The 24,232-nt window shown below is 71.1% G+C and carries 19 protein-coding genes; 11 read left to right on the forward strand and 8 right to left on the reverse strand.

Annotated elements, in window-relative coordinates:
- Positions 1-182 precede the first annotated feature (182 nt).
- Entirely contained in the window at positions 183-2,255 is a 2,073-nt protein-coding gene (locus FHY03_RS11205; protein WP_183930798.1) for a M13-type metalloendopeptidase, read from the forward strand.
- 181 nt (positions 2,256-2,436) lie between these two features.
- Here FHY03_RS11205 and FHY03_RS11210 read toward each other — a convergent pair whose 3' ends face one another.
- From FHY03_RS11210 to FHY03_RS11240, 7 genes are all read right to left on the reverse strand, one after another.
- A complete protein-coding gene (locus FHY03_RS11210) occupies positions 2,437-3,111 on the reverse strand; it encodes a GIN domain-containing protein (protein ID WP_183930800.1) in 675 nt (224 codons plus the stop codon).
- Positions 3,099-3,869, reverse strand: coding sequence for a head GIN domain-containing protein (locus tag FHY03_RS11215; protein ID WP_183930802.1), 771 nt, complete (start codon positions 3,867-3,869; stop codon positions 3,099-3,101). The genes FHY03_RS11210 and FHY03_RS11215 overlap by 13 nt, the downstream gene beginning before the upstream one ends.
- Before the next feature lie 110 nt (positions 3,870-3,979).
- Complete coding sequence (locus FHY03_RS11220) at positions 3,980-4,513, reverse strand: CarD family transcriptional regulator (protein WP_132908544.1); 534 nt, start codon at positions 4,511-4,513, stop codon at positions 3,980-3,982.
- Between the two features lie 548 nt (positions 4,514-5,061).
- Positions 5,062-6,621, reverse strand: a complete 1,560-nt coding sequence (locus FHY03_RS11225; protein WP_183922240.1) for a sulfatase — start codon at positions 6,619-6,621, stop codon at positions 5,062-5,064.
- Between the two features lie 2 nt (positions 6,622-6,623).
- Complete coding sequence (locus FHY03_RS11230) at positions 6,624-8,960, reverse strand: TonB-dependent receptor (RefSeq protein WP_183930803.1); 2,337 nt, start codon at positions 8,958-8,960, stop codon at positions 6,624-6,626.
- A 321-nt stretch (positions 8,961-9,281) separates the two neighbouring features.
- The gene (locus FHY03_RS11235; RefSeq protein ID WP_183922237.1) at positions 9,282-9,821 is read right to left on the reverse strand and encodes a histidine phosphatase family protein; all 540 of its coding nucleotides are present in this window, start codon (positions 9,819-9,821) and stop codon (positions 9,282-9,284) included.
- Positions 9,818-12,559 carry an ATP-dependent DNA helicase gene (locus FHY03_RS11240; protein ID WP_311721376.1) on the reverse strand — a complete coding sequence of 914 codons (2,742 nt, stop codon included), beginning with the start codon at positions 12,557-12,559 and terminating at the stop codon, positions 9,818-9,820. The genes FHY03_RS11235 and FHY03_RS11240 overlap by 4 nt, the downstream gene beginning before the upstream one ends.
- 409 nt (positions 12,560-12,968) lie before the next feature.
- Here FHY03_RS11240 and sucC point away from each other — a divergent pair, with 409 nt between their 5' ends.
- From sucC to FHY03_RS11285, 9 genes are all read left to right on the forward strand, one after another.
- Positions 12,969-14,168 carry an ADP-forming succinate--CoA ligase subunit beta gene (gene sucC / locus FHY03_RS11245; protein ID WP_183930805.1) on the forward strand — a complete coding sequence of 400 codons (1,200 nt, stop codon included), beginning with the start codon at positions 12,969-12,971 and terminating at the stop codon, positions 14,166-14,168.
- 436 nt (positions 14,169-14,604) lie between these two features.
- Positions 14,605-15,354 (forward strand): electron transfer flavoprotein subunit beta/FixA family protein, encoded by a 750-nt coding sequence (locus tag FHY03_RS11250; protein ID WP_183930807.1) that lies wholly within the window; start codon positions 14,605-14,607, stop codon positions 15,352-15,354.
- Between the two features lie 11 nt (positions 15,355-15,365).
- Positions 15,366-16,295: an electron transfer flavoprotein subunit alpha/FixB family protein gene (locus tag FHY03_RS11255; RefSeq protein ID WP_183922229.1), complete on the forward strand. Its 930-nt coding sequence runs from the start codon at positions 15,366-15,368 to the stop codon at positions 16,293-16,295.
- 212 nt (positions 16,296-16,507) lie between these two features.
- Positions 16,508-18,136, forward strand: coding sequence for an NAD(P)/FAD-dependent oxidoreductase (locus FHY03_RS11260; protein ID WP_183930809.1), 1,629 nt, complete (start codon positions 16,508-16,510; stop codon positions 18,134-18,136).
- A gap of 164 nt (positions 18,137-18,300) precedes the next feature.
- On the forward strand, positions 18,301-18,702 hold the full coding sequence (locus FHY03_RS11265) for a DUF2147 domain-containing protein (RefSeq protein ID WP_183930811.1): 402 nt from the start codon (positions 18,301-18,303) through the stop codon (positions 18,700-18,702).
- Entirely contained in the window at positions 18,699-18,860 is a 162-nt protein-coding gene (locus FHY03_RS11270; protein WP_183922224.1) for a hypothetical protein, read from the forward strand. Before FHY03_RS11265 ends, FHY03_RS11270 begins: the two co-directional genes overlap by 4 nt.
- Positions 18,860-19,600, forward strand: coding sequence for a 16S rRNA (uracil(1498)-N(3))-methyltransferase (locus tag FHY03_RS11275; RefSeq protein WP_183930813.1), 741 nt, complete (start codon positions 18,860-18,862; stop codon positions 19,598-19,600). The genes FHY03_RS11270 and FHY03_RS11275 overlap by 1 nt, the downstream gene beginning before the upstream one ends.
- 134 nt (positions 19,601-19,734) lie before the next feature.
- Complete coding sequence (locus FHY03_RS11280; protein WP_183922219.1) at positions 19,735-21,108, forward strand: glutamate--cysteine ligase; 1,374 nt, start codon at positions 19,735-19,737, stop codon at positions 21,106-21,108.
- Positions 21,109-21,419: 311 nt separating this feature from the next.
- Complete coding sequence (locus FHY03_RS11285) at positions 21,420-22,637, forward strand: aspartyl protease family protein (RefSeq protein WP_183930815.1); 1,218 nt, start codon at positions 21,420-21,422, stop codon at positions 22,635-22,637.
- A 33-nt stretch (positions 22,638-22,670) separates the two neighbouring features.
- Here the strand turns inward: FHY03_RS11285 and FHY03_RS11290 are convergent, their stop codons facing one another.
- A complete protein-coding gene (locus FHY03_RS11290) occupies positions 22,671-22,865 on the reverse strand; it encodes a hypothetical protein (RefSeq protein WP_183931378.1) in 195 nt (64 codons plus the stop codon).
- 41 nt (positions 22,866-22,906) lie between these two features.
- Here FHY03_RS11290 and FHY03_RS11295 point away from each other — a divergent pair, with 41 nt between their 5' ends.
- Positions 22,907-23,698, forward strand: a complete 792-nt coding sequence (locus tag FHY03_RS11295; protein WP_183930817.1) for a class I SAM-dependent methyltransferase — start codon at positions 22,907-22,909, stop codon at positions 23,696-23,698.
- The last annotated feature ends 534 nt before the right edge of the window (positions 23,699-24,232 follow it).

A 24,232-nucleotide genomic window follows, 5' to 3' on the forward strand; every position in this document is an offset into this window, starting at 1 on the left:
GGCAACGCACTCCGGTCGCCCGAGCGCCACCGCCTTAACCGCGTCGCGCGAGAAGGGAAGCGTTCGCCGGCCCAGCACGGCCGATGCGAGCCCGTCAGCAGCGCTGGCCTATTGCCTCCCCCGACGGCACGTGCCACCGCCTCCTCATACCAAAAGTTACTATTCTGCCCGGAGACGATCCCGTGACCCTGAAGAGCGTGCTGCTGGCGGCGACCGCCGGCCTCGTCCTCGCCGCCCCCGCGCTGAGCCGCGACCAGCAGCCCGCGCCCACCGCCGCCGCGGCGCCCGACTCGGGCGCGACGCGCTACGGCAGCTGGGGTTTCGATCTCACCGGCATGGACCGCAGCGTCCGCCCCGGCGACGACTGGTTCCGCTTCGTCAACGGCGCCTGGGTGGCGCGCACGCAGATCCCGGCGGACCGCTCCTCCTACGGCGCCTTCGCGGTGCTGCGCGAATTGTCCGAGCAGCGGCTGCGCGCGCTGATCACCGGCTATAGCGCGAGCGACACCGCGCATCCCGACCGCGCCAAGGCGGCGCTGCTCTACACCGGCTTCATGGACACCGCCGCAGCCGAGCGCGCCGACGCCGCGCCGCTGGCCGAGCGGTTGCGCCCGATCGCGGCGGCGGCGAGCAAGGACGATATCGCGCGGCTGATGGGGCGTTCGGTCGGCGGCTTCGGCGCCAGCTTCGTCAGCGCCGGGGTGAGCGACGACGCCAGGCGGCCCGAGGTCTACGCGCTCTACCTGCGCCAGTCGGGGCTCGGCCTGGGCGACCGCGAGCTGTACCTCGACCCGAAGTTCGCGCCGCAGGTGGCGCGCTACCGCCAATATGTCGCGCAGATGCTGACGATGGCGAACTGGCCCGACGCCGCCGCGGCGGCGGAGCGCGTGGTCGACATGGAGACCAAGCTCGCCCAGGCGCACTGGACCCGCGCCGAGAGCCGCGACCGCGACAAGACCTACAATCCGATGACGCTCGCCGAGCTGAAGGCGCAGGCGCCGGGCTTTCCGTGGGACGCTTACTGGCAGGCCGCCGGGCTCGCCGCGGCGGACCGCGCGATCGTCGCGCAGAACACCGCATTCCCCAAGATCGCCGCTCTGTTCGCCGCGACCGATCTCGCCACGCTCAAGGCCTGGGCGGCGTTCCGCACCGCCGACGACGTCGCGCCGCTGCTGTCGCGCCGCTTCGTCGACGCCGAGTTCGACTTCCGCTCCAAGTTCCTCAACGGCCAGCCGCAGCAGCGCGAGCGCTGGAAGCGCGCAGTGGGCTTCACCGAGAACGCCATCGGCGAGGGCATCGGCCGCGACTATGTCGCGCTCTACTTCCCGCCCGAGTCGAAGGCGAAGATGGACACACTGGTCGGCAACCTGCGCGTCGCGCTCGCCGGGCGGATCAAGAACCTGGCGTGGATGAGCCCCGCGACGAAGACTCAGGCGCTCGACAAGCTCCAGGGCTTCACCGTCAAGGTCGGCTACCCCTCGAAGTGGCGCGACTATACCGGGCTGGAAGTGCGCGCGGGCGACCTCGTCGGCAACGCCGAGCGCGCGACCCGCTTCGAGTGGGACTATGACCGCGCCCGCATCGCGCGCCCGGTCGACAAGGCCGAGTGGGGCATGACGCCGCAGACGGTCAACGCCTACTACAGCTCGGTGAAGAACGAGATCGTCTTCCCCGCGGCGATCCTCCAGCCGCCCTTCTTCGACCCCCAGGCCGACGACGCGATCAACTATGGCGGCATCGGCGGCGTGATCGGCCACGAGATCAGCCACGGCTTCGACGACCAGGGCCGCAAGTCGGACGGCCGCGGCGTGCTGCGCGACTGGTGGACCGCCGAGGACGCGACCAAGTTCGAGGCGCAGGCGGCGCGGCTCGGCGCGCAGTACGAGGCCTATAGCTTCCCCGGCCTGCCCGGCGTCCACATCAACGGGCGCGCCTCGATGGGTGAGAATATCGGCGACCTCGGCGGCGTGCTGATCTCGCTCGACGCCTATCACGCCTCGCTCGGCGGCAAGCGCGCGCCGGTGATCGATGGCTTCACCGGCGACCAGCGCTTCTTTCTGGGCTGGGGGCAGGTGTGGCGGACGCTCTTCCGCGACGAGGCGCTGCGCCAGCAGCTGGTCAGCGACCCGCATTCGCCGGGGCAGATCCGCGCGGTCAACCCGCTGCGCAACGTCGACGCCTGGTATGCCGCGTGGAAGATCGACCCGTCGCAGAAGCAATATGTCGCGCCGAAGGACCGCGTGCGGATCTGGTGAGGGGGCGTCGCGTCGTGGCGTGGGTCGGCAGAAGGCCCGTGTTTCCCTTCCCGTCATCCCGGACTTGATCCGGGATTGATGGTGCCGCGAGCGCCGCAGCCGTTGCTCTCGCGGATGGATGGATCCCGGATCAAGTCCGGGACGACGGTGGAGGAGGGACTCCTCACTCAGCAGCAGCACCTCAGCGCGCGCACGCCACCGTCGCCGGCGCGACGGCACGTACGTTGCACCGCTGGTGCCCGGCGACACTGATCTGCGCGTTCTGGATGGCCACCACGGTCGCCGCCTGTGACGCGGCGGCGCGTACGATCGAGTCGCCCGCGCCGCGCACCGTCAGCCGCTGCGTCGCCAGCGCGCGCGCGTCGATCGTGCCGGTACCATTGGCGACCAGCGTCGCGTCGGGCGCTCGGCCCGCCAGCGTGATCGTCGCGTCGCCCGCCAACGTCGCGCTGAGCGCTACCGCCTCGACCGCGGCCACGTCGATCGAGCCCGCCGCGGCCGACAGTCCGACCCGCTCGCCGCGCATCGCCGCGACCGTAACGCGCGCGGGCGTGTAGACCGCGACTCCGGCGAGCCGCGGCGCGACCACCGTCACCACCGCGCCCGCGCTCGCTGGCCCGCCGCGCAGCACCAGCGTGCCCCCGCTCGGCTCCACCTTCAGCGCGTCGAGGGCCGCTGGATCGGCCGCGCTCGCGCTGACGCCCGTGCCCGCTCCGCCCGGTCCTTCGGTAACGACCCGCACCGTCGCGGGGGTCTCCACCCGCAGCCGCTCGACCGTGGCGACCGGCCAGCGCCGCTCCGCCGCGCTCGCCGGCGCGGTAGCGAGCAAGGCCGCGACGAGGATCAGCCGCCGCACCGCACGCTGCCCGAGCCCATCTTGCGCACCGAGCAGCGCGCCCGCGCGCCGAGGTCGACGTCGCCCGACCCCATCGCCATCACCTCTGCCCGGCCGTCGACCGTCGCGCGGACGCTGCCCGAGCCCATCACCTTGATGTCGGCGGCCTTGGCGACCAGCCGCTCGCCGGCCACATCGCCCGAACCAGCGATCGACACCTCGAGGCGATCGCTCTCGCCGGCCAGCGTGGCGCTGCCCGAGCCGGCGATCGACAGGTCGAGCGTGCCCGAGCGGCCGGTGAGGGCGGCGTTGCCGGAGCCGGCGATCGAGACGTCGGCCGCGTCGGTGCGGAGCGCCGCCACGGTGAGATTGCCCGAGCCCGCCAGCTTCGCCTTGAACGCGCGCGCCTCGACGCGATCGACCGAGAGATTGCCCGAGCCCGCCAGGATCGCGCCCGTGATCGCGGGCATCGTCACCGTCACGCGCGCGTGCCCGCGCGAGCGGCCGTTGCGGCGCGACACCCGCAGCGTGTTGCCGTCGTGCGTGATCTTGAGCTTGTCGAGCGCCTCGGCGTCGCCTTCGGCGGTGACGGCGAAGCCGCCGCCGACGCGCACGCTGACATCGTCGCTTCCCGCGAGCTCGACCGAGTCGAAGCCGGCGGCCTGGAAGCTGCGCTGGTTGCCGCTGCCCGTGCCCGGGATGCCGGGGCTATCGTCCTGCGTGAAGCTGTTGCCGCAGGCCGCCAGCGGCAGCAGTGCGGCGGCGATGATCGCGCGCATGTCCTCTTCTCCCCAACGTGTATTGCACCACTAATACACAGCGGCGGGACGCGCAAACGAAAAGGGGCGGCCCGCGGACCGCCCCTCTCTCATCGACCCGATGCGCCGGTTTACGCCGGCACCTTGTCCTTGTTGTAGATCGCCGCGGCCTTGCGCAGGATCTCGAGGATCTTCTCTTGCGCCGCCGGCTCGTCGATCTGCTCCATCGCGGCGAGCTCGCGGGCGAGGCGGCTGCACGCGCCCTCGAAGATCTGGCGCTCGGAATAGCTCTGCTCGGGCTGGTCGTCGGCGCGGAACAGGTCGCGCACCACCTCGGCGATCGAGACGAGGTCGCCCGAGTTGATCTTCGCCTCATATTCCTGCGCGCGGCGCGACCACATCGTGCGCTTGACCTTGGGCTTGCCCTTCAGCGTCTCCATCGCCTCGCGCATCGTCTTGTCCGATGACAGCTTGCGCATGCCGACCGACTCGGCCTTGTTGGTGGGGACGCGCAGCGTCATGCGCTCCTTCTCGAACCGCAGCACGTACAGCTCCAGCTGCATGCCCGCGATCTCCTGTTTCTGCAGCTCGATCACACGGCCGACCCCGTGCTTGGGATAGACGACATAGTCACCGACATCGAAATGCAGAGCCTTGGCAGCCATAGGAGGCCTTTCCAATGTTAGGGCTCCCGCAGCCCGTTGCGACCCGCGCCGGCAAGCACCGCGGAACGGACTGACGAGGGGAGCAGAAGGTTTGACGTCTCCAGGGACGCGAGAACGAATGCGCCCGTGCCGGTCTCATATAGCAACTCGGCAACAAAATTTCCAGCCCCATTGGGGCAGGGAGGCTGACGCGAGGGAACCTTTTTACAGTTTCGCGTCACCCGGTGCGGCGAGATGACCCGTTCCGGTGCGATTGGAGCGTGGTCCGCCGAATCGGAAACACGAGCGTGCGCCTGCGCCAGCGCAGGGCCACGAACGCCGCGTCCGCTACCCCGAGGCTCCAGCTTTCGCGGGAAACCTTTGCAAAACCCACTCGTCATCCCGGACTTGGTCCGGGATCCACCGGGCCGCAAACACATAACGCGTTGCTTTCGCGGTGAAGTGGATCCCGGAACAAGTCCGGGATGACGGAAGAGGAGGAACGTTCCGCAACTTTCGCAAAGGTCCCGCTCTCGTCGGAGCACGCTCCCGCTACAATGGGTCAGACCCTAGCCGGCACTCGGCGGGCGGAAGAAGCCCGCCGGGAAGGGCGCCTGACGCGGCCCCTTCGGATCGCGCAGGTCGTTGCGCACGCCCGCGTCGGCGCTGAGCGGTATCGCCATGCCGCCGGTCGTCTCGAGCAGCGCGAACAGCTTGCCGCTCATCCGCGCGGCGAGGTCCTCGTGGCCGGGCCGCGCCAGCAGATTGTTGCTCTCGTGCGGGTCCGCGGCGAGGTCGTACAGCTCGTCGAGGTCCCAGATGCCGTGAAAGTGCATGTATTTGTAGCGATCCTCGCGGAGCGCGTGGACGGTCGGGGTCTGCGGGAAGTTGCGCTCCCAATAATATTCGTAGAGCAATTCACGCCGCCACGGCACCGCGCCGCCGCGGGCGAGCGGCAGCATGTTCGCGCCCGCCATGTCCGCGGGCGCGCACAGCCCGGCGGCGGCGAGCATGGTCGGCGCGACGTCGATGTTGGCGACCACCTGCTCGACCACGCTGCCCGCGGGAAACAGCGAGGGGCAGCGCGCCAGCATCGGCACGCGCATTGATTCTTCGTACGCGGCGCGCTTGTCGATCAGCCCGTGCTCGCCGAACATGAAGCCGTTGTCGCCCATGTAGAGGATCAGCGTATCGTCGAGCTCGCCGCGCTTCTCGAGCAGGTCCATGATCCGCGCCAGCCCCTCGTCGACCGCGAGCAACGTCTCCATGTAGCGCTTGTAATAGTCGCCGATGTCGAGCGTGCCGTGATAGGGGTAGCCGACGCCGTGCCAGCTGTTGCGCTGGTTCTCGACCCACATCGGCCGCCCCGCCACGCCCGGCTTCATCGACGCCGGGTAGCGGAAGGTCTCCTTGTCGTAGCGGCCCCTGTGGCGCTCGGCCGGGATGAACTCGGAGTGCACCGCCTTGTGCGCGAGGTGCATCATCCACGGCTTGCCCGTGGGCCGCTCGCCGAGCCAGTCGAGCGCGTACTCGGTCAGCTCGTCGGTGATATAGCCCTTCTGCGGCACCTTCCGCCCGTCGACGTTGAGCCCGTTCGCCTCGGGCAGATAGCTGCCCTGGCCGCGAAAGCTGACCCAGCGGTCGAAACCGGGCTGGGGCGAGTCGCCCTCCTCGCCCATGTGCCATTTGCCGATGAAGGCGGTGTCATAGCCGGCGGCCTGGAGGTACTCGGGGTAATAGACCAGCCCGGGCGGGATCGGGTGGTTGTTGTCCACCACCTTGTGCTGATGCGCGTACAGGCCGGTGAAGATCGAGGCGCGGCTCGGCGAGCAGAGGGCGGTGGTGACGAAGGCGTTGCGGAAATGCGTGCCCTCGCGCGCCAGCCGGTCGAGCGTCGGTGTGTCGCCGAAATCCTGTGCCTTCATGAAGCCCATCGCGTCGTAGCGATGGTCGTCGGTCAGCACGAAGAGGATGTTGCGCGGCTTCGTGCCGGGCACGCGCGCGAGCCGGCGCGAGCGGCGCGGCGCGGGCGTCGCCGCCTCCGCCGCGCTCGCCGCCCAGCTGTACAGTCCGAACGCGCCCCCGGTCCCAGCCAGCAATACGCCGCGTCGCGTTGCGTCGTCAGTCATCCTCAAAAATCCTTGCGCAGCAGTAGCCCGGCATAGCGCCGGTCATCGCGCGGCACGAACCGCACCGTGCCAGCGAACGAACCGTTGGCGAGGAAGCTGGCATAGGATTGGTCGGTGATGTTCTTGACGTAGGCGCGCAGCTGCCAGCCTTCGCCGGGGCGGATCAGCGCGACGCTGGCGTTCCAGATCGCATAGGCGGGCTGGATCGTGCTCGGCGTCTGGTTGAGCGAATATTGCGTCTTCGAGCTGAAGCTGACGTCGCTCTGCAGCTCCATCGACAGCGAGTCGCTCAGCGCGAAGCGATAGGCGGCGTTCTCGTACAGCTTCACGCGCGGCGCGAAGGGCAAAGGCTGGCCGTTGATGTTGCAGCTGGTCGGCGCACCGGGCGGGCAGAGGAAGTCGCGCACGGTGGCGTCGGTGAAGGCGCCCGAGAGGTCGACCGTCAGCCCCGCGGTCGGGCGCAGCGTCACGTCGGCCTCGACCCCGCGCGAGCGCACCGAGCCGGCGTTGATCAGCCGGGTAACCTGCGCGCCGTTGACCACGTCGTTGAAATTGGCCTGATAGCCGTCGAAGGTCGTGGTGTAGGCGGCGAGGCTGTAGCTCAGCGCGCGGTCGCCGGTGCTGCCCTTGAGCCCGATCTCGAACGAGTCGCTCGTCTCCGGGCTGAGCGGCAGCTCGTCCAGCAAGGTCGTCGCGTTGAGCGAGCGCATGTTGAAATAGACGTTGTACGCCGGGCCCTTGTAGCCGCGCGAGTAGGTGAAATAGGTCTGCGCGCGCGCGCCGAGATCGAGCTGGAGGCCGAGCCGGTAGCTGTCGCCGCGCCGGTCGGTGCTGCCGCTGGCGTTGTGATAGGCGCGGATCGCGGGGCGATCGAGCGCGGCCGCGCCGCTGTTGGTCGGGTCGTTGCTCGACGTGCGGACGTGGTAGAAGTCGAGCGTGTCCCAGGTCGAGCGATAGCCCGCGATCGCGCGGAAGGCCGCGCTGAAATTGACGTTGGCCTCGCCGAACAGAGCGTAATTGTGGCTGGTGATCCCGTAGTTGGCGACGCCTATGGTGGTGAGCGGCGCGCCCGCGGTCAGCGTGGTGAGCGTGCGCTGGTAGCGCTCGTCGGTCTCGCCGCGCAGGTAATAGGCGCCGACGACATAGTCGATCAGCCCGCCGCGCGGCGAGGTGAGCCGCAGCTCCTGCGAGAATTGCTTGCTGTTCACCGTGCCGTCGTCGAGCCCCTGCGGGAAGGCGGTGCTCAGCCCGGTGAGACCGTCATAGTCCTGGCGCTGGTGATTGAGCCACTGGCGCCACGCGGTGATCGAGGTGACCTGATAGTCGCCCAGCCCGAGCTCGGCGGTGAGCGAGCCGCCGTAATTCTCGTCGCGCACGTCGGTGTCGATGTCGGTGGCGTTGGCCCGGTTGGTCGGCGAGGGGGTGATCCCCTGCGCGCCGAGCGCGGCGAGGAGCGGCGCGGAGGTCGTCACTGCGCGGCTCGGATAGGCGATCTGGCTCGCGGATGAGTAGACCGCCGCCACCGTCTCCTTCGTGTTGAGATAGTCGCCGATCGCGGTGAGCTTGAGCGTCTCGGTCGGGGTGGCGACCAGTTTGGCGCGCACACCGTAGCGGCGCGAGGCGTTGGTGTCGTTGCCGGTCACGACGTTGCGCGTGTTGCCGTCGAAGTCGTCGTAGAGGCCGCCGATCAGCGCGGCGAGCTTGCCCGGGATCAGCGGTCCCGACACGCCCGCCTTGACCCGATACTCTTCGTCGGTGGTGGCGCCGAGCTCGCCGAAGGCCGCGAACGTGTCGCCAGGATCGCGCGTGACGATGTTGACCACGCCGGCCGAGGCGTTCTTGCCGAACAAGGTGCCCTGCGGCCCGCGCAGCACCTCGATCCGCTCGACCTCGCCGAGGTCGAGCGTGGCCTGACCCGGGCGGGTCAGCACCACGCCGTCGAGCACGGTCGAGACCGAGGGCTCGACGCCGGGCGAGGTGGTGATCGTGCCGACGCCGCGGATGAAGATCGTGCGGTCCTTGTTCGACGCGCCGGTGCGGAAGTTGACCGAGGGGATTGCGGCGGTGATCGCCTGGACGTTGTTGAGCTGGCGCTCGGCAAGCGAGGCGCCGCTGAGCGCGGTGATCGCGATCGGCACCTGCTGGAGCGACTCGTTGCGGAACCGCGCGGTGACGACGACGTCGCCGTCGGCGGGGTTGGCAGGGGACGGCGCGGGCGTCGGGGTGGCGGCAGCGGTGTCCTGCGCCGGCGCGTCGGGCGCCTGCTGCGCGGGCGCGGGGAGTGCGACGGCGAGTCCCGCGGTGGTGGTGAGGAACGCGAACAGACGGCGACGGTGCATGGAAACTCCCCTCTACGATCAATGTGCTTGTAAAAGCCGAGTTCGTCGATGGGGAATAAAGAAGCGCATGCACCGCATGCATGCGGGCTTTAGTGCTGCGCGCTAGATCCTCCCCGCACGGCGGGGAGGGGGACCGCCGGCCGCAGGCCGGTGGTGGAGGGGGCTCTGCGCGGGCGAGTCGCTCAGTTGATCGCGTTCCTGCAAAGTAGCGCGCTTGCTGTGCGCAGCGAGCGTGGCGTTCGCGGAGACCCCCCTCCGTCAGCGCTGCGCGCTGCCACTGCCCCTTGCAGGGGAGGATCTCGCGTTTCGCCCGACGATCCGCTACTCCCCGTCCGGCCCCAGCGTCGGGTCGATATCCCGCGGGCGGACAAAGCGCGTCAGCGTCGCGCCGCCCTGCGCCACCGCGCGCCAATCAGTCGCCGCGAAGGTCATCTCGGCCAGCGTGGCAGTCGGATACTTCTCCTCCACCGCGTCGCGCAGCCCGCCCGGCGCGTCGGGCACCAGCGTGAGCACCAGTTCCGCCAACCCGGGATTGTGGCCGATCAGCAGCAGCGTCTCCGCCGCGTTGTCCTGCTCGTGCACCAGGTCGAGCAATGTCGCCGCCGAGGCGAGATACAACCGCCGATCCCACTCCGGCGCCAGCGCGCGGCCGAGCCCGCGCTCGAGCTCGCCGAGCGTCTCGCGCACGCGCACCGCGGGAGAGGCGAGCACGCGGTCGAAGTCGAGCCCGATCGCCCTGATCTCGCGCCCCATCGCCTGTGCGGCGCGGCGTCCCTTGCCGTTGAGCGGGCGGTCGAGGTCGCGCGGCACGGCATCGTCCCAGCCCGACTTGGCGTGGCGCAGCAGCGTCAGCGTCTTCATTCGGGCAGCTCCGCTCGGGCGTCGTCGAGGTCGGCCTCATGCCCGATCGGCCCCGCCGTGGAAAGCCGCTGCCGCACGCGATTCACCGCCTCGTCCAGCGGCACGCGGGACACTCTGACGCCTTGCGGGAAGGCGTCGAGCAGCCGCGACGGCATCGCCGCCGACAGCAGCACGAACATGCCGGCGTCGTCGCCGCGCCGGATCAGCCGCCCGAACGCCTGCGCCAGCCGCGCGCGCACGATGCGGTCGTCATAGGCGCTGCCGCCCCCGGCGAGCCGGCGGGCGGCGTGGAGCACGGTGGGCTTGGGCCAGGGCACGCCCTCCATCACCACCAGCCGCAGCGACTGGCCGGGCACGTCGACGCCGTCGCGCAGCGCGTCGGTGCCGAGCAGGCTGGCGTGGGGATCGTCGCGGAAGATGTCGACCAACGTGCCCGTGTCGATCGGGTCGACGTGCTGCGCGTGGAGCGGCAGCCCGGCGCGCGCGAGCCGGTCGGCGACGCGCGCGTGAACCGCGCGCAGCCGGCGGATCGCGGTGAACAGCCCGAGCGCGCCGCCGCCCGACGCCTCGATCAGCCGCGCATAGGCGTTGGCGAGCGCGGGCACGTCGCCGCGCTTGATATCGGTGACGATCACCACCTCGGCGTTGCGCGCATAGTCGAACGGGCTCGGCGCGGTGAAGCGGCCCGGCGCGCGCTGGAGGTGCGGCGCGCCGACGCGCGCCTCGGCGGTCTCCCAGTCGCCCCCTGCGGTCAGCGTCGCCGAGGTGACGAGCGCGCCGTGGGCGGGCTTGAGCACGGTCTCGGCGAAGGGCAGCGTCGGGTCGAGCCAGCGACGGTGCAGCCCGATGTCATATTCGCGCCCCTCGCCGCGCTCGACCGCGAGCCAGTCGACGTGGCGCGGGTCGGCCGGCCCGCCGACGCGCGCGAGCAGCGCCAGCCACGCCGCGACCGTCTCGGCGCGCCAGCCGAGCGAGGCGATCGCGCCCTCGACCCGCGCGCGCGCCGGCGCGTCCATCCAGTCGGGCGCGTCGGCGAGCACCGCCTCCAGCCTCTTGCCCAGCGCCACCATCGGCCGCACCAACGAATCAAGCGCGTGCGCGGCGGGTGCCGCGGCCTCGATCAACTCGGGGGTCGGTTCGGCTAGCTCGGTCTCCAGGCCGTAGCCCGCGTCGGCGTCCTGCTCGGCGCGCGCATAGGCGACCCCACGCACGGCGGCGAGCAAGGTCTCGATCGCGCCGAACGGCTGTCCCTCGGCGACTCGCTGGAGCCACCCGTCGGCGGCGAGCGCCCCCGCCGCGGCGACGATCTCGGTGATCGCGCGCGCGCCCTGCTCGTCGTAGCTGGCGAGGTCGGACAGTCGCGCCTGGAGCCCGCGCCGCCGCCCGCGTGCGTTGCCCTCGGGGCCGACGATCCAGCGGCGCAGCTCGATCGTCTCCTGCCCGGTCAGGGCGGTGCCGAACATCGCGTCGGCGGCGTCGAACAGGTGATGCCCCTCGTCGAACACGTAGCGTGTCGGCCGCGTGGCGGTCTCGCGCCCGCGCGCGGCGTTGACCATCACCAGCGCGTGGTTGGCGATGACGAGGTCCGCCTCGGCCGAGGCGCGCGCGGCGCGCTCGATGAAGCAGCGGCGATAGTGCGGGCAGCCGGCATAGACGCACTCGCCGCGCCGGTCGGTCAGCGCCGCCGAGCCGTTGCGGCGGAAGAGCGTGACGAGCCAGCCGGGCAGGTCGCCCCCGACCATGTCGCCGTCGTCGCTATAGGCTGCCCAGCGCGCCACCAGATGTGCCAGGATCGCGGCACGCCCGGCGAACCCGCCCTGGAGCGCGTCCTCGAGGTTGAGCAGGCAGAGGTAGTTCTCGCGGCCCTTGCGGGTCACCACGCGCGCCTTGCGCACCGCACGATCGGGGTGGAGCCGCCGCGTCTCATGCCCCAGCTGGCGCTGGAGCGCCTTGGTGTAGGTGGAGATCCACACCGCGCCGCCGGCCTGCTCGGCCCACAGGCTCGCGGGAGCGAGATAGCCGAGCGTCTTGCCGATCCCGGTCCCCGCCTCGGCGAGCACCAGATTGGGCATGTCGCGCGCCATCCGCGGCGCGAAGGCGGCTGCGGCGGCGGCGGCATAAGCGCGCTGGCCGGTGCGCAGCTCGGCGCCGCTGCCGACGAGCGCCGCGAGCCGGTCGAGCACCGCGGCGTCGTCGAGCGTCACCGCGCGCGGCGCGGGGCGCGGCGCGGCCTCCTGCCACTCGGGCAGGCGCGAGAACAGCCAGCGCTCGTGCTGCGCCGGCTTGGCGATCCGCGGCGCGACGATCGGTGCCCAAGGCCAGCGCGCGCGGGTGAGCGACTGCGCCGCGGTCCAGGCGCCCTCGCGCTCGGGCCAGTCGCTCGCCTGCGTCACCGCGAGCAGCTTCTCGGCGGCCGCGGCAAGGAAGGCGGCGACGCCCTCGTCGCGCGCGGGGGCGTCGAGCCCGCTCACCTGCGCGATCCCGCGCGGGGTGGGCACCGCGAAGCGCGCGGGATGGAGGAAGGCGAACAGCTCGAGCAGGTCGAGCCCGGACAGCTCGGCGTAGCCGAGCCGCTGCGCCACCAGCGGCGCGTTGAGCAGGATGACCGGCGTGTCGGCGGCGAGCCGGATCGCCTCGCCACGCGACAGCGCGCGCGTCTCGCCGCCGCGCGCCACCCACACGCCCGAGTGGCTGGCATGGAGCGCGGGATGCGGCAGCGCGGGAAAGGGCGACGTCACGCTCCCGCTGTGCGCCACGCGGAACAGATCGGCAACCGCAAACACGGGACGGTGCCGAGTCCGTTGCCGCGAGGAAGATCGCGAGGAGAAACGCTGCGATGAGTGGAGCCCCTTTGCCCCACTACCTGACCGTCATCCCGGACTTGTTCCGGGATCCACCCGTCCGCGCACTCATCGGCCACTGAGAAGGCGGCGCGGTGGATCCCGGACCAATTCCGGAATGACGAACGGGTAGGGGGTGCTCGCGTCGGTGCCTGGGCTTCCCCGAGAGGCGCTCATTCACCCTATTGCTATCGCCTCGCAACTGCGGTGACTCACCCAGAAACGATAACCCCGGGGTGGATTCCCCGGCCGCAAGCGCCTAAGGCACGCTCCAGTCTAGTCTGTCCTGCTGTCTCGGAGACCGCGCATGAACATCCACGAATACCAGGCCAAGGAGCTGCTCGCGAAGTTCGGCGTGCCGGTGCCCGCGGGCTTCGCCGCGATGAGCGTGGAGGAGGCGGTCGCCGCGTCCAAGAAGCTGCCCGGGCCGCTCTACGTGGTCAAGGCGCAGATCCACGCCGGCGGGCGCGGCAAGGGCAAGTTCAAGGAGCTGCCGGCCGAGGCCAAGGGCGGTGTCCGCCTCGCCAAGACCGAGGAGGAGGTGCGCCACGCCGCCACCGAGATGCTCGGCAACACGCTGGTGACGATCCAGACCGGCGACGCCGGCAAGCAGGTCAACCGCCTCTACGTCACCGACGGCGTCGACATCGCCAAAGAATTCTACCTCGCGCTGCTGGTCGACCGCGCCACCGGCCGGGTCGCCTTCGTCGTCTCGACCGAGGGCGGCATGGACATCGAGACCGTCGCGCACGACACGCCCGAGAAGATCCACACTCTCGCGGTCGACCCGGCGACCGGTTTCCAGCCGCACCACGGCCGCGCCGTCGCGAACGCGCTCGGGCTCACCGGCGACCTCGCCAAGCAGGCGCACAGCCTAGCGGGCAAGGTGTACGACACCTTCCTCGGCACCGACGCCTCGCAGATCGAGATCAACCCGCTCGCGGTGACCGATGACAACAAGCTGATGGTGCTCGATGCCAAGGTCGGCTTCGACGGCAATGCGGTGTTCCGCCACAAGGACCTCGCCGAGCTGCGCGACGAGACCGAGGAGGATCCGGCCGAGCTCGAGGCGTCCAAGTACGACCTCGCCTATATCAAGCTGGACGGCGACATCGGCTGCATGGTCAACGGTGCCGGCCTCGCCATGGCGACGATGGACATCATCAAGCTCAACGGCATGTTCCCCGCCAACTTCCTCGACGTCGGCGGCGGCGCGAGCAAGGAGAAGGTGACCGCGGCGTTCAAGATCATCCTTGCCGATCCCGCGGTGAAGGGCATCCTGGTCAACATCTTCGGCGGCATCATGAAGTGCGACATCATCGCCGAGGGCATCGTCGCCGCGGCGAAGGAAGTGAACCTGTCGGTGCCGCTGGTCGTCCGGCTCGAGGGCACCAATGTGGAGAAGGGCAAGGAGATCCTGTCCACCTCCGGCCTCGCGATCGTCCCCGCCAACGACCTGGGCGACGCCGCGCAGAAGATCGTCGCCGAGGTGAAGAAAGTCGCCTGAGGGGAGATGGGGCGGCGCCTGTTGGGGCCGCCCCTTTTTCTCTCGCGATCGGCACCCGGGTCCATACCGTTTTCCCGGCTCTCTGCCGTCATCCCGGACTTGGTCCGGGATCCACCCTTCCGCGCCCTCATCGGCCGCTGGGTACGCGGCACGGTGGATCCCGGACCAAGTCCGGGATGACGGTTGGGTATGAGCCAAGGCGTAGCGCGCTCCTGCGTCGTCTCTCCACCAGGACGTCGCCGATTGCCGCGGCACGACGCGAAAATCACCCACCCTCGCCACCATGTCCGCGCCCCGCGCGTTGACGCCGCGAACGCTGCCGCTACGGCAACCGCGCTTTCCGTACTGAACTTGCGAAAAGCGCGGAAAACCGCCATGTGGAGCCCATAACGGGGCCGCGAACGCGCGCCCCGACCGCAGGATCGGAAGGACGCTGATGAAGGTCTTGGTGCCGGTCAAGCGCGTGCTTGACTATAACGTGAAACCCCGTGTGAAGGCGGACGGCTCGGGCGTCGACCTCGCCAACGTCAAGATGAGCATGAACCCCTTCGACGAGATCGCGGTCGAGGAGGCGATCCGGCTCAAGGAGAAGGGGACCGTCACCGAGATCGTCGCGGTCTCGATCGGCGAGCTCAAGGCGCAGGACACGCTGCGCACCGCGCTGGCGATGGGCGCCGATCGCGCCATCCTCGTCACCAGCGACACCAAGGTCGAGCCGCTCGGCGTCGCCAAGATCCTTGCCAAGATCGTCGCGGAGGAGCAGCCGCAGCTCGTCATCCTCGGCAAGCAGGCGATCGACGACGACAACAACCAGACCGGCCAGATGCTGGCCGCGTTGCTCGGCTGGGGCCAGGCGACCTTCGCCTCCAAGGTGGAGCTGAGCGCCGAGGCGGTGACGGTGACGCGCGAAGTCGACGGCGGGCTCGAGACCGATCGCTACACGCTCCCCGCGATCGTGACGACCGACCTGCGCCTCAACGAGCCGCGCTACGCCTCGCTGCCCAACATCATGAAGGCCAAGTCGAAGCCGCTCGCGACCAAGACCGCCGCCGACATCGGCGTCGACGTCGCGCCGCGGCTCACCACGGTGAAGGTGGCCGAGCCGGCCAAGCGCACCGCGGGCGTCAAGGTCGCCGACGTCGACGAGCTGGCAGGCAAGCTCAAGTCGCTCGGCATCGCGAAGTAAGGGAGCGCAGCATGAAGACTCTGGTTTGGGTCGAGCACGACGGCCAGTCCGTCAAGGACGCCACGCTCAGCGCGGTGACCGCGGCGGCCAAGCTCGGCGAGGTCCACCTGCTGGTCGCAGGGCAGGGCGTCGACGGCGTCGCGCAGGCGGCCGCCAAGATCGCGGGCGTGGGCAAGGTTCATGTCGCTGACGACGCCGCCTATGCGCACCAGCTCGCCGAGAATGTCGCGCCGCTGGTGGTCGAGCTGATGGGGCACCACGACGCTTTCGTCGCCCCCGCCACCACCACCGGCAAGGCGATCGCGCCGCGCGTCGCCGCTCTGCTCGACGTCATGCAGATCAGCGACGTGCTGTCGGTCGAGGGCGAGGACACGTTCACCCGCCCGATCTACGCCGGCAATGCGATCGCCACGGTGCAGACGCGCGACGCCAAGAAGGTGCTGACGGTGCGCGGCACCGCCTTCGAGAAGGCGTCCCCCGAGGGCGGCAGCGGCACGATCGAGGCGGTGGCGGCCACCGGTGACACCGGGCTGGCGACCTTCGAGGGCGCGGAGATCGCGGCGCTGACCCGCCCCGAGCTGACCAGCGCGCGCGTGATCGTCTCGGGCGGGCGCGCGCTCGGCTCGGGCGAGAAGTTCCACGAGCTGATCGAGCCGCTCGCCGACAAGCTCGGCGCGGCGGTGGGCGCGAGCCGCGCCGCGGTCGACGCGGGCTATGTCCCCAACGACTATCAGGTCGGCCAGACCGGCAAGATCGTCGCGCCGGAGGTCTATGTCGCGGTCGGCATCTCGGGCGCGATCCAGCATCTCGCCGGGATGAAGGATTCCAAGATCATCGTCGCGATCAACAAGGACGAGGACGCGCCGATCTTCCAGGTCGCCGACGTCGGCCTGGTCGGCGACCTGTTCAAGATCGTCCCGGAGCTCACCGAGAAGCTGTGAGACGCGCAAGATCCTCCCCGGCACGGGGGGGGGGACCGCCGCGAAGCGGTGGTGGATGGGGGCATCCACAAGCGCTGCGCTGCGAGGAGAGCCCCCTCCACCACTCGCCTTTGGCGAGCGGTCCCCCTCCCCGCCGCGCGGGGAGGATCTGCAAGGTCTGCCGCCGCCCGACTCACGTTGGCCGCTGCCCACGCGCGGTGTAAGGCGCGGCGATGATCCGGCTCTCCAACCTGCGCCTGCCGCTGCGGCACGACGACGACGCGCTCCCGGCGGCGCTGCACGAGCGGCTCGGCGTCGCCGCCAACGACGTACTCGGCTGGCAGGTGGCGCGCCGCGGGCACGACGCGCGCGGGCGCGGGCGAATCGCCTTGGTCTATTCGGTCGACGTCGCACTGCGCGACGAGGCAGCGGTGATGGCGCGGCTCGGCGCCGACAAGGACGTCCGCCCGACCCCCGACACCTCCTACCGTGCCCCCGTGCTCGCCCCTGGCGGCGGCTCGCGCCAGCGCCCGGTGGTGATCGGCGCCGGGCCGTGCGGGCTGTTCGCCGCGCTGATCCTGGCGCAGGCGGGCTTCCGCCCGATCCTGCTCGAGCGCGGCAAGGTGGTGCGCGAGCGCACCAAGGACACCTGGGGGCTGTGGCGCCGCGGCGTGCTCGTCCCCGAGTCGAACGTGCAATATGGCGAGGGCGGCGCGGGCACCTTCTCCGACGGCAAGCTCTACAGCCGCATCAAGGACCCGCGCCACCTCAACCGCAAGGTGCTCGAGGAATTCGTCGCCGCCGGCGCGCCGGCCGAGATCCTCACCGAGGCGCACCCGCACATCGGCACCTTCCGGCTGGTGACGATGGTCGAGAGCATGCGCGCGTCGATCGAGGCGCTGGGCGGCGAGTATCGCTTCTCGACGCGCGTCGACGGGCTCCACGTCGAGGCGGACGCGCGCGGTGAGCGCCGCGTGCGCGGGCTGCACCTCCACGACGGTTCGTACCTGGAGGCGGAGCACGTCGTGCTCGCGGTCGGCCACAGCGCGCGCGACACGTTCGGCATGCTGGTCGAGGCGGGGGTGCATGCCGAGGCCAAGCCCTTCTCGCTGGGCGTGCGGATCGAGCATCCGCAGTCGTGGATCGATCGCGCGCGCTTCGGCGACGACGCCGGCCACCCCGCGCTGGGTGCGGCCGAATATCATATCTCGCATCACTGTTCGAACGGCCGCACCGTCTACAGCTTCTGCATGTGCCCGGGCGGCACGGTGGTCGCCGCCACCTCGGAGGTGGGACGCGTCGCCACCAACGGCATGAGCCAATATTCGCGTAACGAGCGCAACGCCAACTCCGGGCTGGTGGTCGCGATCGACCCGGCGCGCGACTATCCCGGCGACCCGCTCGCTGGCATCGCGCTCCAGCGGCACTGGGAGGAGCGCGCCTTCGTCGCCGGCGGGCGCGACTATCGCGCCCCGGCGCAGCGCGTCGGCGACTTCCTCGAGGGCCGCGCCTCAATCGCGCTGGGCAGCGTCACACCGAGCTATCGCCCGGGCGTGACGCCGACCGACCTCAGCGCCTGCCTGCCCGATTTCGCGATACAGGCGATGCGCGAGGCGCTGCCGGTGTTCGGTCGCCAGATCCGCGGCTACGACCATCCCGACGCGGTGATGACCGGGGTGGAGACGCGCACCTCCTCGCCGGTACGCTTCACCCGCGGTGCCGACTTCCAGAGCCTCAACACCGCCGGGCTCTACCCCGCGGGGGAGGGTGCGGGCTATGCCGGCGGCATTCTCTCCGCCGCGGTCGACGGGATCAAGGTGGCCGAGGCCGTGGCGGTACGGCTGGCGGCGCAGCCGGGCTGATCGAAAACGTGCCCCGGCGCAGGCCGGGGCCCAGGTGGGAGACGCTGATGGGTCTCACCTCCGCCTTCCCGGTTGGGCCCCGGCCTTTGCCGGGGTACGAGCCCCCGCGATCGACCGACCCGCGCGGACTTAAAACCGCCCGTTTCCGCCCCTATCTCGCCGGCATGCTCCCGCTCGCCCTGCTGCTCGCGCTCGCCCCCGCTCCCGCCGCCGCGGCGGACCCGCTCGCGGGCACGTGGCGCAACGCGACCGACAGCGTCCGCATCCGAGTCGCGCCGTGCCGCGGCGAGCCGGGCATGTGCGGCACCGTCGTGGCCGCGAGCGAGAAGGCGCGCGCCGACGCCGCGGCGGGTGGCACCGAACGGCTGATCGGCACCGCTTTGTTCCGCGGCTTCGAGCGCGGCGAGGACGGACAATATGCCGGTACCGTCTTCGTCCCCGACATCGGCAGCGAGGTCGACGGCACGCTGCACCTGGAGGGTCGCGACACGCTGGTCGCCGAGGGGTGTCTCTTCGCCGGCTTCGGGTGCCGCGAGCAGCGCTGGTCCCGCGTGACAGGGAGGTGATCCATCTCTCGGTCGCGCTCGGTCGATTCTTCGAGGCCCTGTTCTACGCGATCCTGCGGGTGGCGGGGGGCATCGCGGTGAGCGTCATCGGCATCGCGCTGCTCGGCGGCGCTGCGTTCCTGATCGCGCGGCTGCTGCTCGCGCGCGGGCGCCGCTGATGGGCGCGACTCCCGCCTGGCCGCCGCGCTCGACCCCGCGGCTGTACGTCGAGGCGCCGCTCGCCCCCGGCCCGCGCGCGCTCGCCGGAGCGCAGGCGCACTATCTCATCGCGGTGATGCGACTGCGCGCCGGCGATCCGGTGCGGCTGTTCGACGACGTCACCGGCGAGTGGCTCGCCACCGCGGCGAGCGTCGGCAAGCGCGACCTGGTGCTGGACGTCACCGAGCGGCTGGCCGAGCGCGAGCCGGTGCCCGACCTGTGGCTCGCCGCCGCGCCGCTCAAGAAGGGGCGAGTCGACTGGCTCGCCGAGAAGGCGTGCGAACTCGGCGTGGCGCGGCTGGTGCCGGTGGTGACGCGGCGCACCGTGGTCGACAAGCCCAATGCCGAGCGGCTGCGCGCACACATGATCGAGGCGGCCGAGCAGTGCGGGCGAACCGCGGTGCCCGAGCTGGCGCCGATGGTGAAGCTGCCCGCGCTGCTGCGCGACTGGCCGGCGGAACGCGCGTTGTTCTTCGCCGACGAGACCGGCGGTGTGGCCGCCGCGGCGGCGATGCGCGCGCACGCGGGGCCGGCGGCGATCCTGATCGGTCCCGAGGGCGGCTTCGACGACGAGGAGCGCGCGCTGATCCGGGCACTGCCGCAGGCGGTGGCGATCACGCTCGGCCCGCGCATCCTGCGCGCCGATACCGCCGCGGCGGCGTCGGTGGCGCTGTGGATGGCGGCGGCGGGGGATTGGTGAGGCCTAGCCAACACGATCGTCCAGGCGATCCGACGTGGCTGCTGCTCAAGGCCTGCTTGCCGCCGCTCGACCTGCGTCAAGCCGACGTCGATCGGCTCTAGCGCGCTCGTTCATCCGCGCGTAAGCGCGGCGCCATGACGACGAAGACCGTTTCGGATCACAACGCGGCGGTCATCGAATCGCGCGACCAACTGATCGCTCATCTCGCCTCGGGGGAGAAGCCGGCGCCGCGCTGGCGCATCGGCACCGAGCATGAAAAGTTCGTCTACGCGCTCGGCGACCATCACGCACCCTCCTATGACGAGCCCGCCGGCATCCGCGCGCTGCTCGGCGAGCTGGTCCAGCACGGCTGGCGCCCGGTCGAGGAGGGCGGGAACGTCATCGCGCTCAGCGGCGCCGACGGCAGCGTCAGCCTCGAGCCCGCGGGGCAGTTCGAGCTCTCGGGCGCGCCGCTCGAGAATCTGCACCAGACCTGCGCCGAGACCGGGCGCCACCTCGCCCAGGTCAAGGCCGCGGGCGAGGCGCTGGGGATCGGCTTCCTCGGGCTCGGCATGTGGCCCGACAAGACCCGCGCCGAGCTGCCGATCATGCCCAAGGGCCGCTATGCGATCATGCTGCGCCACATGCCGCGCGTCGGCACGATGGGGCTCGACATGATGCTGCGCACCTGCACCATCCAGGTGAACCTCGACTATGCGTCCGAGGCGGACATGGCGAAGAAGTTCCGGGTAGGCCTCGCGCTCCAGCCGCTCGCCACCGCGCTGTTCGCCAACTCGCCTTTCACCGAGGGCAAGCCCAACGGCTTCCTCTCCTATCGAAGCCATATCTGGTCCGACACCGACCCGGCGCGCACCGGCATGCTGCCGTTCGTGTTCGAGGACGGCTTCGGCTACGAGCGCTACGCCGACTATATGCTCGATGTGCCGATGTACTTCGTCTATCGCGAGGGCCGCTACATCGACGCCGCGGGCCTGTCGTTCCGCGACTTCCTGCGCGGCGAGCTGAGCGTGCTGCCGGGCGAGAAGCCGACGCTCGACGACTGGAACGACCATCTCTCCACCGCCTTCCCCGAGGTGCGGCTGAAGACCTTCCTCGAGATGCGCGGCGCCGACGGCGGGCCGTGGAACCGGATCTGCGCGCTGCCGGCTCTGTGGGTCGGCCTGCTCTACGACCAGGGCGCGCTCGACGCCGCCTGGGACCTCGTCAAGGACTGGACGCTCGACGAGCGCCAGACGCTGCGCGACTCGGTGCCGCGGCTGGGGCTCGCCGCGCCGCTCCCGCGCGGCGGCACGCTGCGCGACATCGCGGGCGCGGTGCTTGACATCGCCACGCTCGGCCTGCGCGCGCGTGGGCGCACCAATGCCGCAGGGGACGACGAGACCGGCTTCCTCGAGCCGCTGCGCGAGATCGTCCGCAGCGGCAAGGTCCCCGCCGAGCAGCTGCTCGAGCGCTATCACGGTGCGTGGGGCGGCGACGTGTCGAAGGTCTATGCCGAGGCGAGCTTCTAGAGGGCCCTGCCGCATAGGTGGGCGACACAGGTCGGGGGCAGCCTCGACTCTGTCGTCATCCCGGACTTGGTCCGGGATCCACTTGCCCGCATGAGCAACGGGTCCTGAGTTCGCGGCACGGTGGATCCCGGAACAAGTCCGGGATGACGGAACGGGTAGGTGGCCCTTTGGTCCGAGAACAGATGCGCCTGGGGCCACCCCTCGACGCGCACAAAGCTAAGGGTGGTGGCCGATCTGCCCGGAGGTAAGGACGGCCCGACACCCATAGCGACACACCCGTCCTCCCGCTCTGCCCGTGACTCGTCGCGGCGATGCGCTACACCCGCGCGGTGCGCGCCCGATCCCTCCTGTTGCTGCCGCTGCTGCTCGCCGCCGCGGCGCCGCCGCTGCCCGAGCCGCGCGCCGCCTGGGCGGGCAGCAGCGCACTCGCGCCCGACGCGGAGGCGCGCTGGGTCGATTTCGACCTGACTCCCGGCAACCAGATCCGCTTCCGCATGACGCTCGACGGCCGCGACGTCATCGCGGTGCTCGACACCGGGGTGAGCTACTCGGTGCTGGCCAAGCGCTATGCCCTTGCCAATCGGCTGACGGTGCGGGCCGAGGGGCAGGCGACGGTGATCGGCGGCAGCGTCGACGTCGGACGCGTCGACACCGCGACGCTGGCGCTCGGCGGGCTCACGCGGCGCGGCGGCAGCCTCGCGGTGGCCGAGCTGCCCGCCGCCGCGACCGGCAGCGCCACCCCGGTCGACCTGCTCGTCGGGCGCGACCTCACCGCCGCCTACGCGCTCGACATCGACTATGGCGCGCGACGCTTCCGCCTGCTGCGCAGCGGGCGCGTGCCCTTCGCCGGGCTGAGCGCGCCGCTCGCGATCGCGCCCGACCGGCTGGTCTACGTCAGCGAGGTGGCGCTCGGGCGCGCGCGGCTGCGCCCGATGGTGGTCGATACCGGCGACGGCTCGTCGATCACCCTCGGCGCCGAGTCCTGGGCGACGGTGGGCATGGCGGCGCGCGCGGTGCCGACCACCACCACCGTCTCCTACGGGCTGGCCGGGGCGGTGGTGAGCGAGCTCGCGATCGTGCCGCGGCTGCAGGTCGGTCGGGTAGCGGCACGCGACGTCGAGCTGCGCGTCGAGCCCGCCGGCGGCTTCTCCGACACGATCGGGGTGGCGGGGCGGATCGGCTCGGGCTTCCTCCAGCGCTATCGCGTGCTGCTCGATCCGGGCGCGGGGCACATGCTGCTGCGCGCGCTGCCGGGTGGCACGGCAGTGGCGCGCTCGACCAGCGGGTTGCTGCTCGGGCTGGCGAGCGACCGGCTCAAGGTGCTCCACGTCATGCGCGGCGGCCCCTCCGCGGCGGCGGGCTGGCGCGTGGGCGACACGATCTGCGCGGTCGACGGCGCCGCCGTCGGGCCGGGCTATGCGAGCCAGCCGGTCGCCGGCTGGGCGACGGGGGCGCCGGGACGCGCGGTGCGGCTCACCTTGTGCGACGGCGCCGGCGAGCGCGTGCTGGTGCTGCGGCGCTTCTACTGAGCGCGGGCTGCCCGCCGCCGTTCCCGCCCAGCCTCACCCTTTCAGCGCGACATAGCCCGACACCGCCAGCGCGATCAGCGCCGCCATCTGCACCAGCGTCCAGTCGACCCAGCCGACCGCGTCGGGGTCGGCGCGGCGCGTGCGGCGGTGCGCGCGCCAGCCGGCGAACAGCGCCAGCGCGAACGCCAGCAAGGCGATCGCGACGAGCGAGGCTTGCGCATCGCTCACGCGCGCGTCAGCCTGTGCGTCATCGTCCCGGAGGATCGCCGATGCATCGTCTCGCCTGCTCCCTGCTGCTCGCCGCCCCGTTGCTCGTCGCGGCCAGCACTCCCAATGTCCCCGCGCCGATCGCCGCCGCGGTCGCCGCGCCGACGCGCACCGCCGCCAACGTGGCGCGCGACCGCTACCGCCATCCGGCGCAGACGCTCGCCTTCTTCGGGGTCAAGCCCGGCGACACGGTGGTGGAAGTGTGGCCGGGCGGCGGCTGGTACACCGAGATCCTCGCCCCGCTGACCTCGCGCGCCGGCGCCTATTATGCCGCCGGCCCATGGGAGAAGGGACTTGGCGCGGTGCGGGCGCTGCAGGCGAAGGACACCGCCACCTACGGCAAGGTCAAGCTCGCCGCCTTCCCGACGGAGGCGGGCCAGCCCGGCGTGCCCGACGGCAGCGCCGACGTGGTGCTGACCTTCCGCAACGTCCACAACTGGCGCTTCGGCGGCGAGGATCGCGCGCGCGCGATGTTCGCGGCGATGTACAAGATGCTCAAGCCGGGCGGCACGCTCGGCGTGGTCGAGCACCGCCTGCCCGAGTCGCGCTCCAGCGCGGCGGAGGAGAAGAGCGGCTATATGAAGCCCAGCTCGGTGATCGGCTTCGCCATCGCGGCGGGGTTCAAGCTGGCGGGCCGCTCCGAGATCAACGCCAATCCCAAGGACAGCGCCGACTGGCCCGAGGGCGTGTGGACGCTGCCGCCGAGCTACGCGCTCAAGGACAAGGACCGCGCGCGATATGCGGCGATCGGCGAGAGCGACCGGATGACGCTCCGCTTCGTCAAGCCGCGCTGAGGGAGTGCCGCAGCTCCCCTATCGCTCGGCGTCATCCTGAGCTTGTCTAGGATCCACCGTGCCGCGAATCCAGGTGCTGCTGGGTTCGTCCTTGTTCCACCACCGTCATCCCGGCCTCGAGCCGGGATCCCTGCCTCCGCGCGGGCAACGCCCTCAGCTCTTCATGCCGGACCCGTCGATCTCGAGCCGAGCTCAGGATGACGCCCTAAGGAGTTGAGGCCTGCCGACACCGGCACGCGGCGCGTTCGCGAGGCGGTGGAAGGCGCGATCTGCGCGGTGCAGCCTTCGTGGTGGCGCCGGTGCGTCGGCCTGAACGATGCTTCGCGTGCCCCGCGCCGTCACGCACACGACGAGCGCTGTCCTACGCTACCCAACCCCTGGTAGACGGGCCGGGTGACGCCTTCCTCGATCCTCGCGCCTCAACACGCTCCCGCGACTCAACGATCGCCCGACACGCGCCAGCGACTCAACATTCGCAACATTCGCGCCGCGGGCCCGTCGCCGCAGGGACGTGTTACCGTCCGGCCAACGCCC

It is taken from the genome of Sphingomonas sp. BK345, from assembly GCF_014193845.1.
Lineage (GTDB): Bacteria > Pseudomonadota > Alphaproteobacteria > Sphingomonadales > Sphingomonadaceae > Sphingomonas.

Excerpts from the sequence above, each read along its gene's own strand:
- FHY03_RS11235 (WP_183922237.1), bottom strand. The coding sequence starts at position 9,821 with ATGAAGACGCTGACGCTGCTGCGCCACGCCAAGTCGGGCTGGGACGAT.
- FHY03_RS11280 (WP_183922219.1), top strand. The coding sequence starts at position 19,735 with ATGACGACGAAGACCGTTTCGGATCACAACGCGGCGGTCATCGAATCG.
- FHY03_RS11255 (WP_183922229.1), top strand. The coding sequence starts at position 15,366 with ATGAAGACTCTGGTTTGGGTCGAGCACGACGGCCAGTCCGTCAAGGAC.
- FHY03_RS11265 (WP_183930811.1), top strand. The coding sequence starts at position 18,301 with ATGCTCCCGCTCGCCCTGCTGCTCGCGCTCGCCCCCGCTCCCGCCGCC.
- FHY03_RS11260 (WP_183930809.1), top strand. The coding sequence starts at position 16,508 with ATGATCCGGCTCTCCAACCTGCGCCTGCCGCTGCGGCACGACGACGAC.
- sucC (WP_183930805.1), top strand. The coding sequence starts at position 12,969 with ATGAACATCCACGAATACCAGGCCAAGGAGCTGCTCGCGAAGTTCGGC.
- FHY03_RS11215 (WP_183930802.1), bottom strand. The coding sequence starts at position 3,869 with ATGCGCGCGATCATCGCCGCCGCACTGCTGCCGCTGGCGGCCTGCGGC.
- FHY03_RS11230 (WP_183930803.1), bottom strand. The coding sequence starts at position 8,960 with ATGCACCGTCGCCGTCTGTTCGCGTTCCTCACCACCACCGCGGGACTC.
- FHY03_RS11295 (WP_183930817.1), top strand. The coding sequence starts at position 22,907 with ATGCATCGTCTCGCCTGCTCCCTGCTGCTCGCCGCCCCGTTGCTCGTC.
- FHY03_RS11225 (WP_183922240.1), bottom strand. The coding sequence starts at position 6,621 with ATGACTGACGACGCAACGCGACGCGGCGTATTGCTGGCTGGGACCGGG.
- FHY03_RS11285 (WP_183930815.1), top strand. The coding sequence starts at position 21,420 with ATGCGCTACACCCGCGCGGTGCGCGCCCGATCCCTCCTGTTGCTGCCG.
- FHY03_RS11250 (WP_183930807.1), top strand. The coding sequence starts at position 14,605 with ATGAAGGTCTTGGTGCCGGTCAAGCGCGTGCTTGACTATAACGTGAAA.
- FHY03_RS11220 (WP_132908544.1), bottom strand. The coding sequence starts at position 4,513 with ATGGCTGCCAAGGCTCTGCATTTCGATGTCGGTGACTATGTCGTCTAT.
- FHY03_RS11275 (WP_183930813.1), top strand. The coding sequence starts at position 18,860 with ATGGGCGCGACTCCCGCCTGGCCGCCGCGCTCGACCCCGCGGCTGTAC.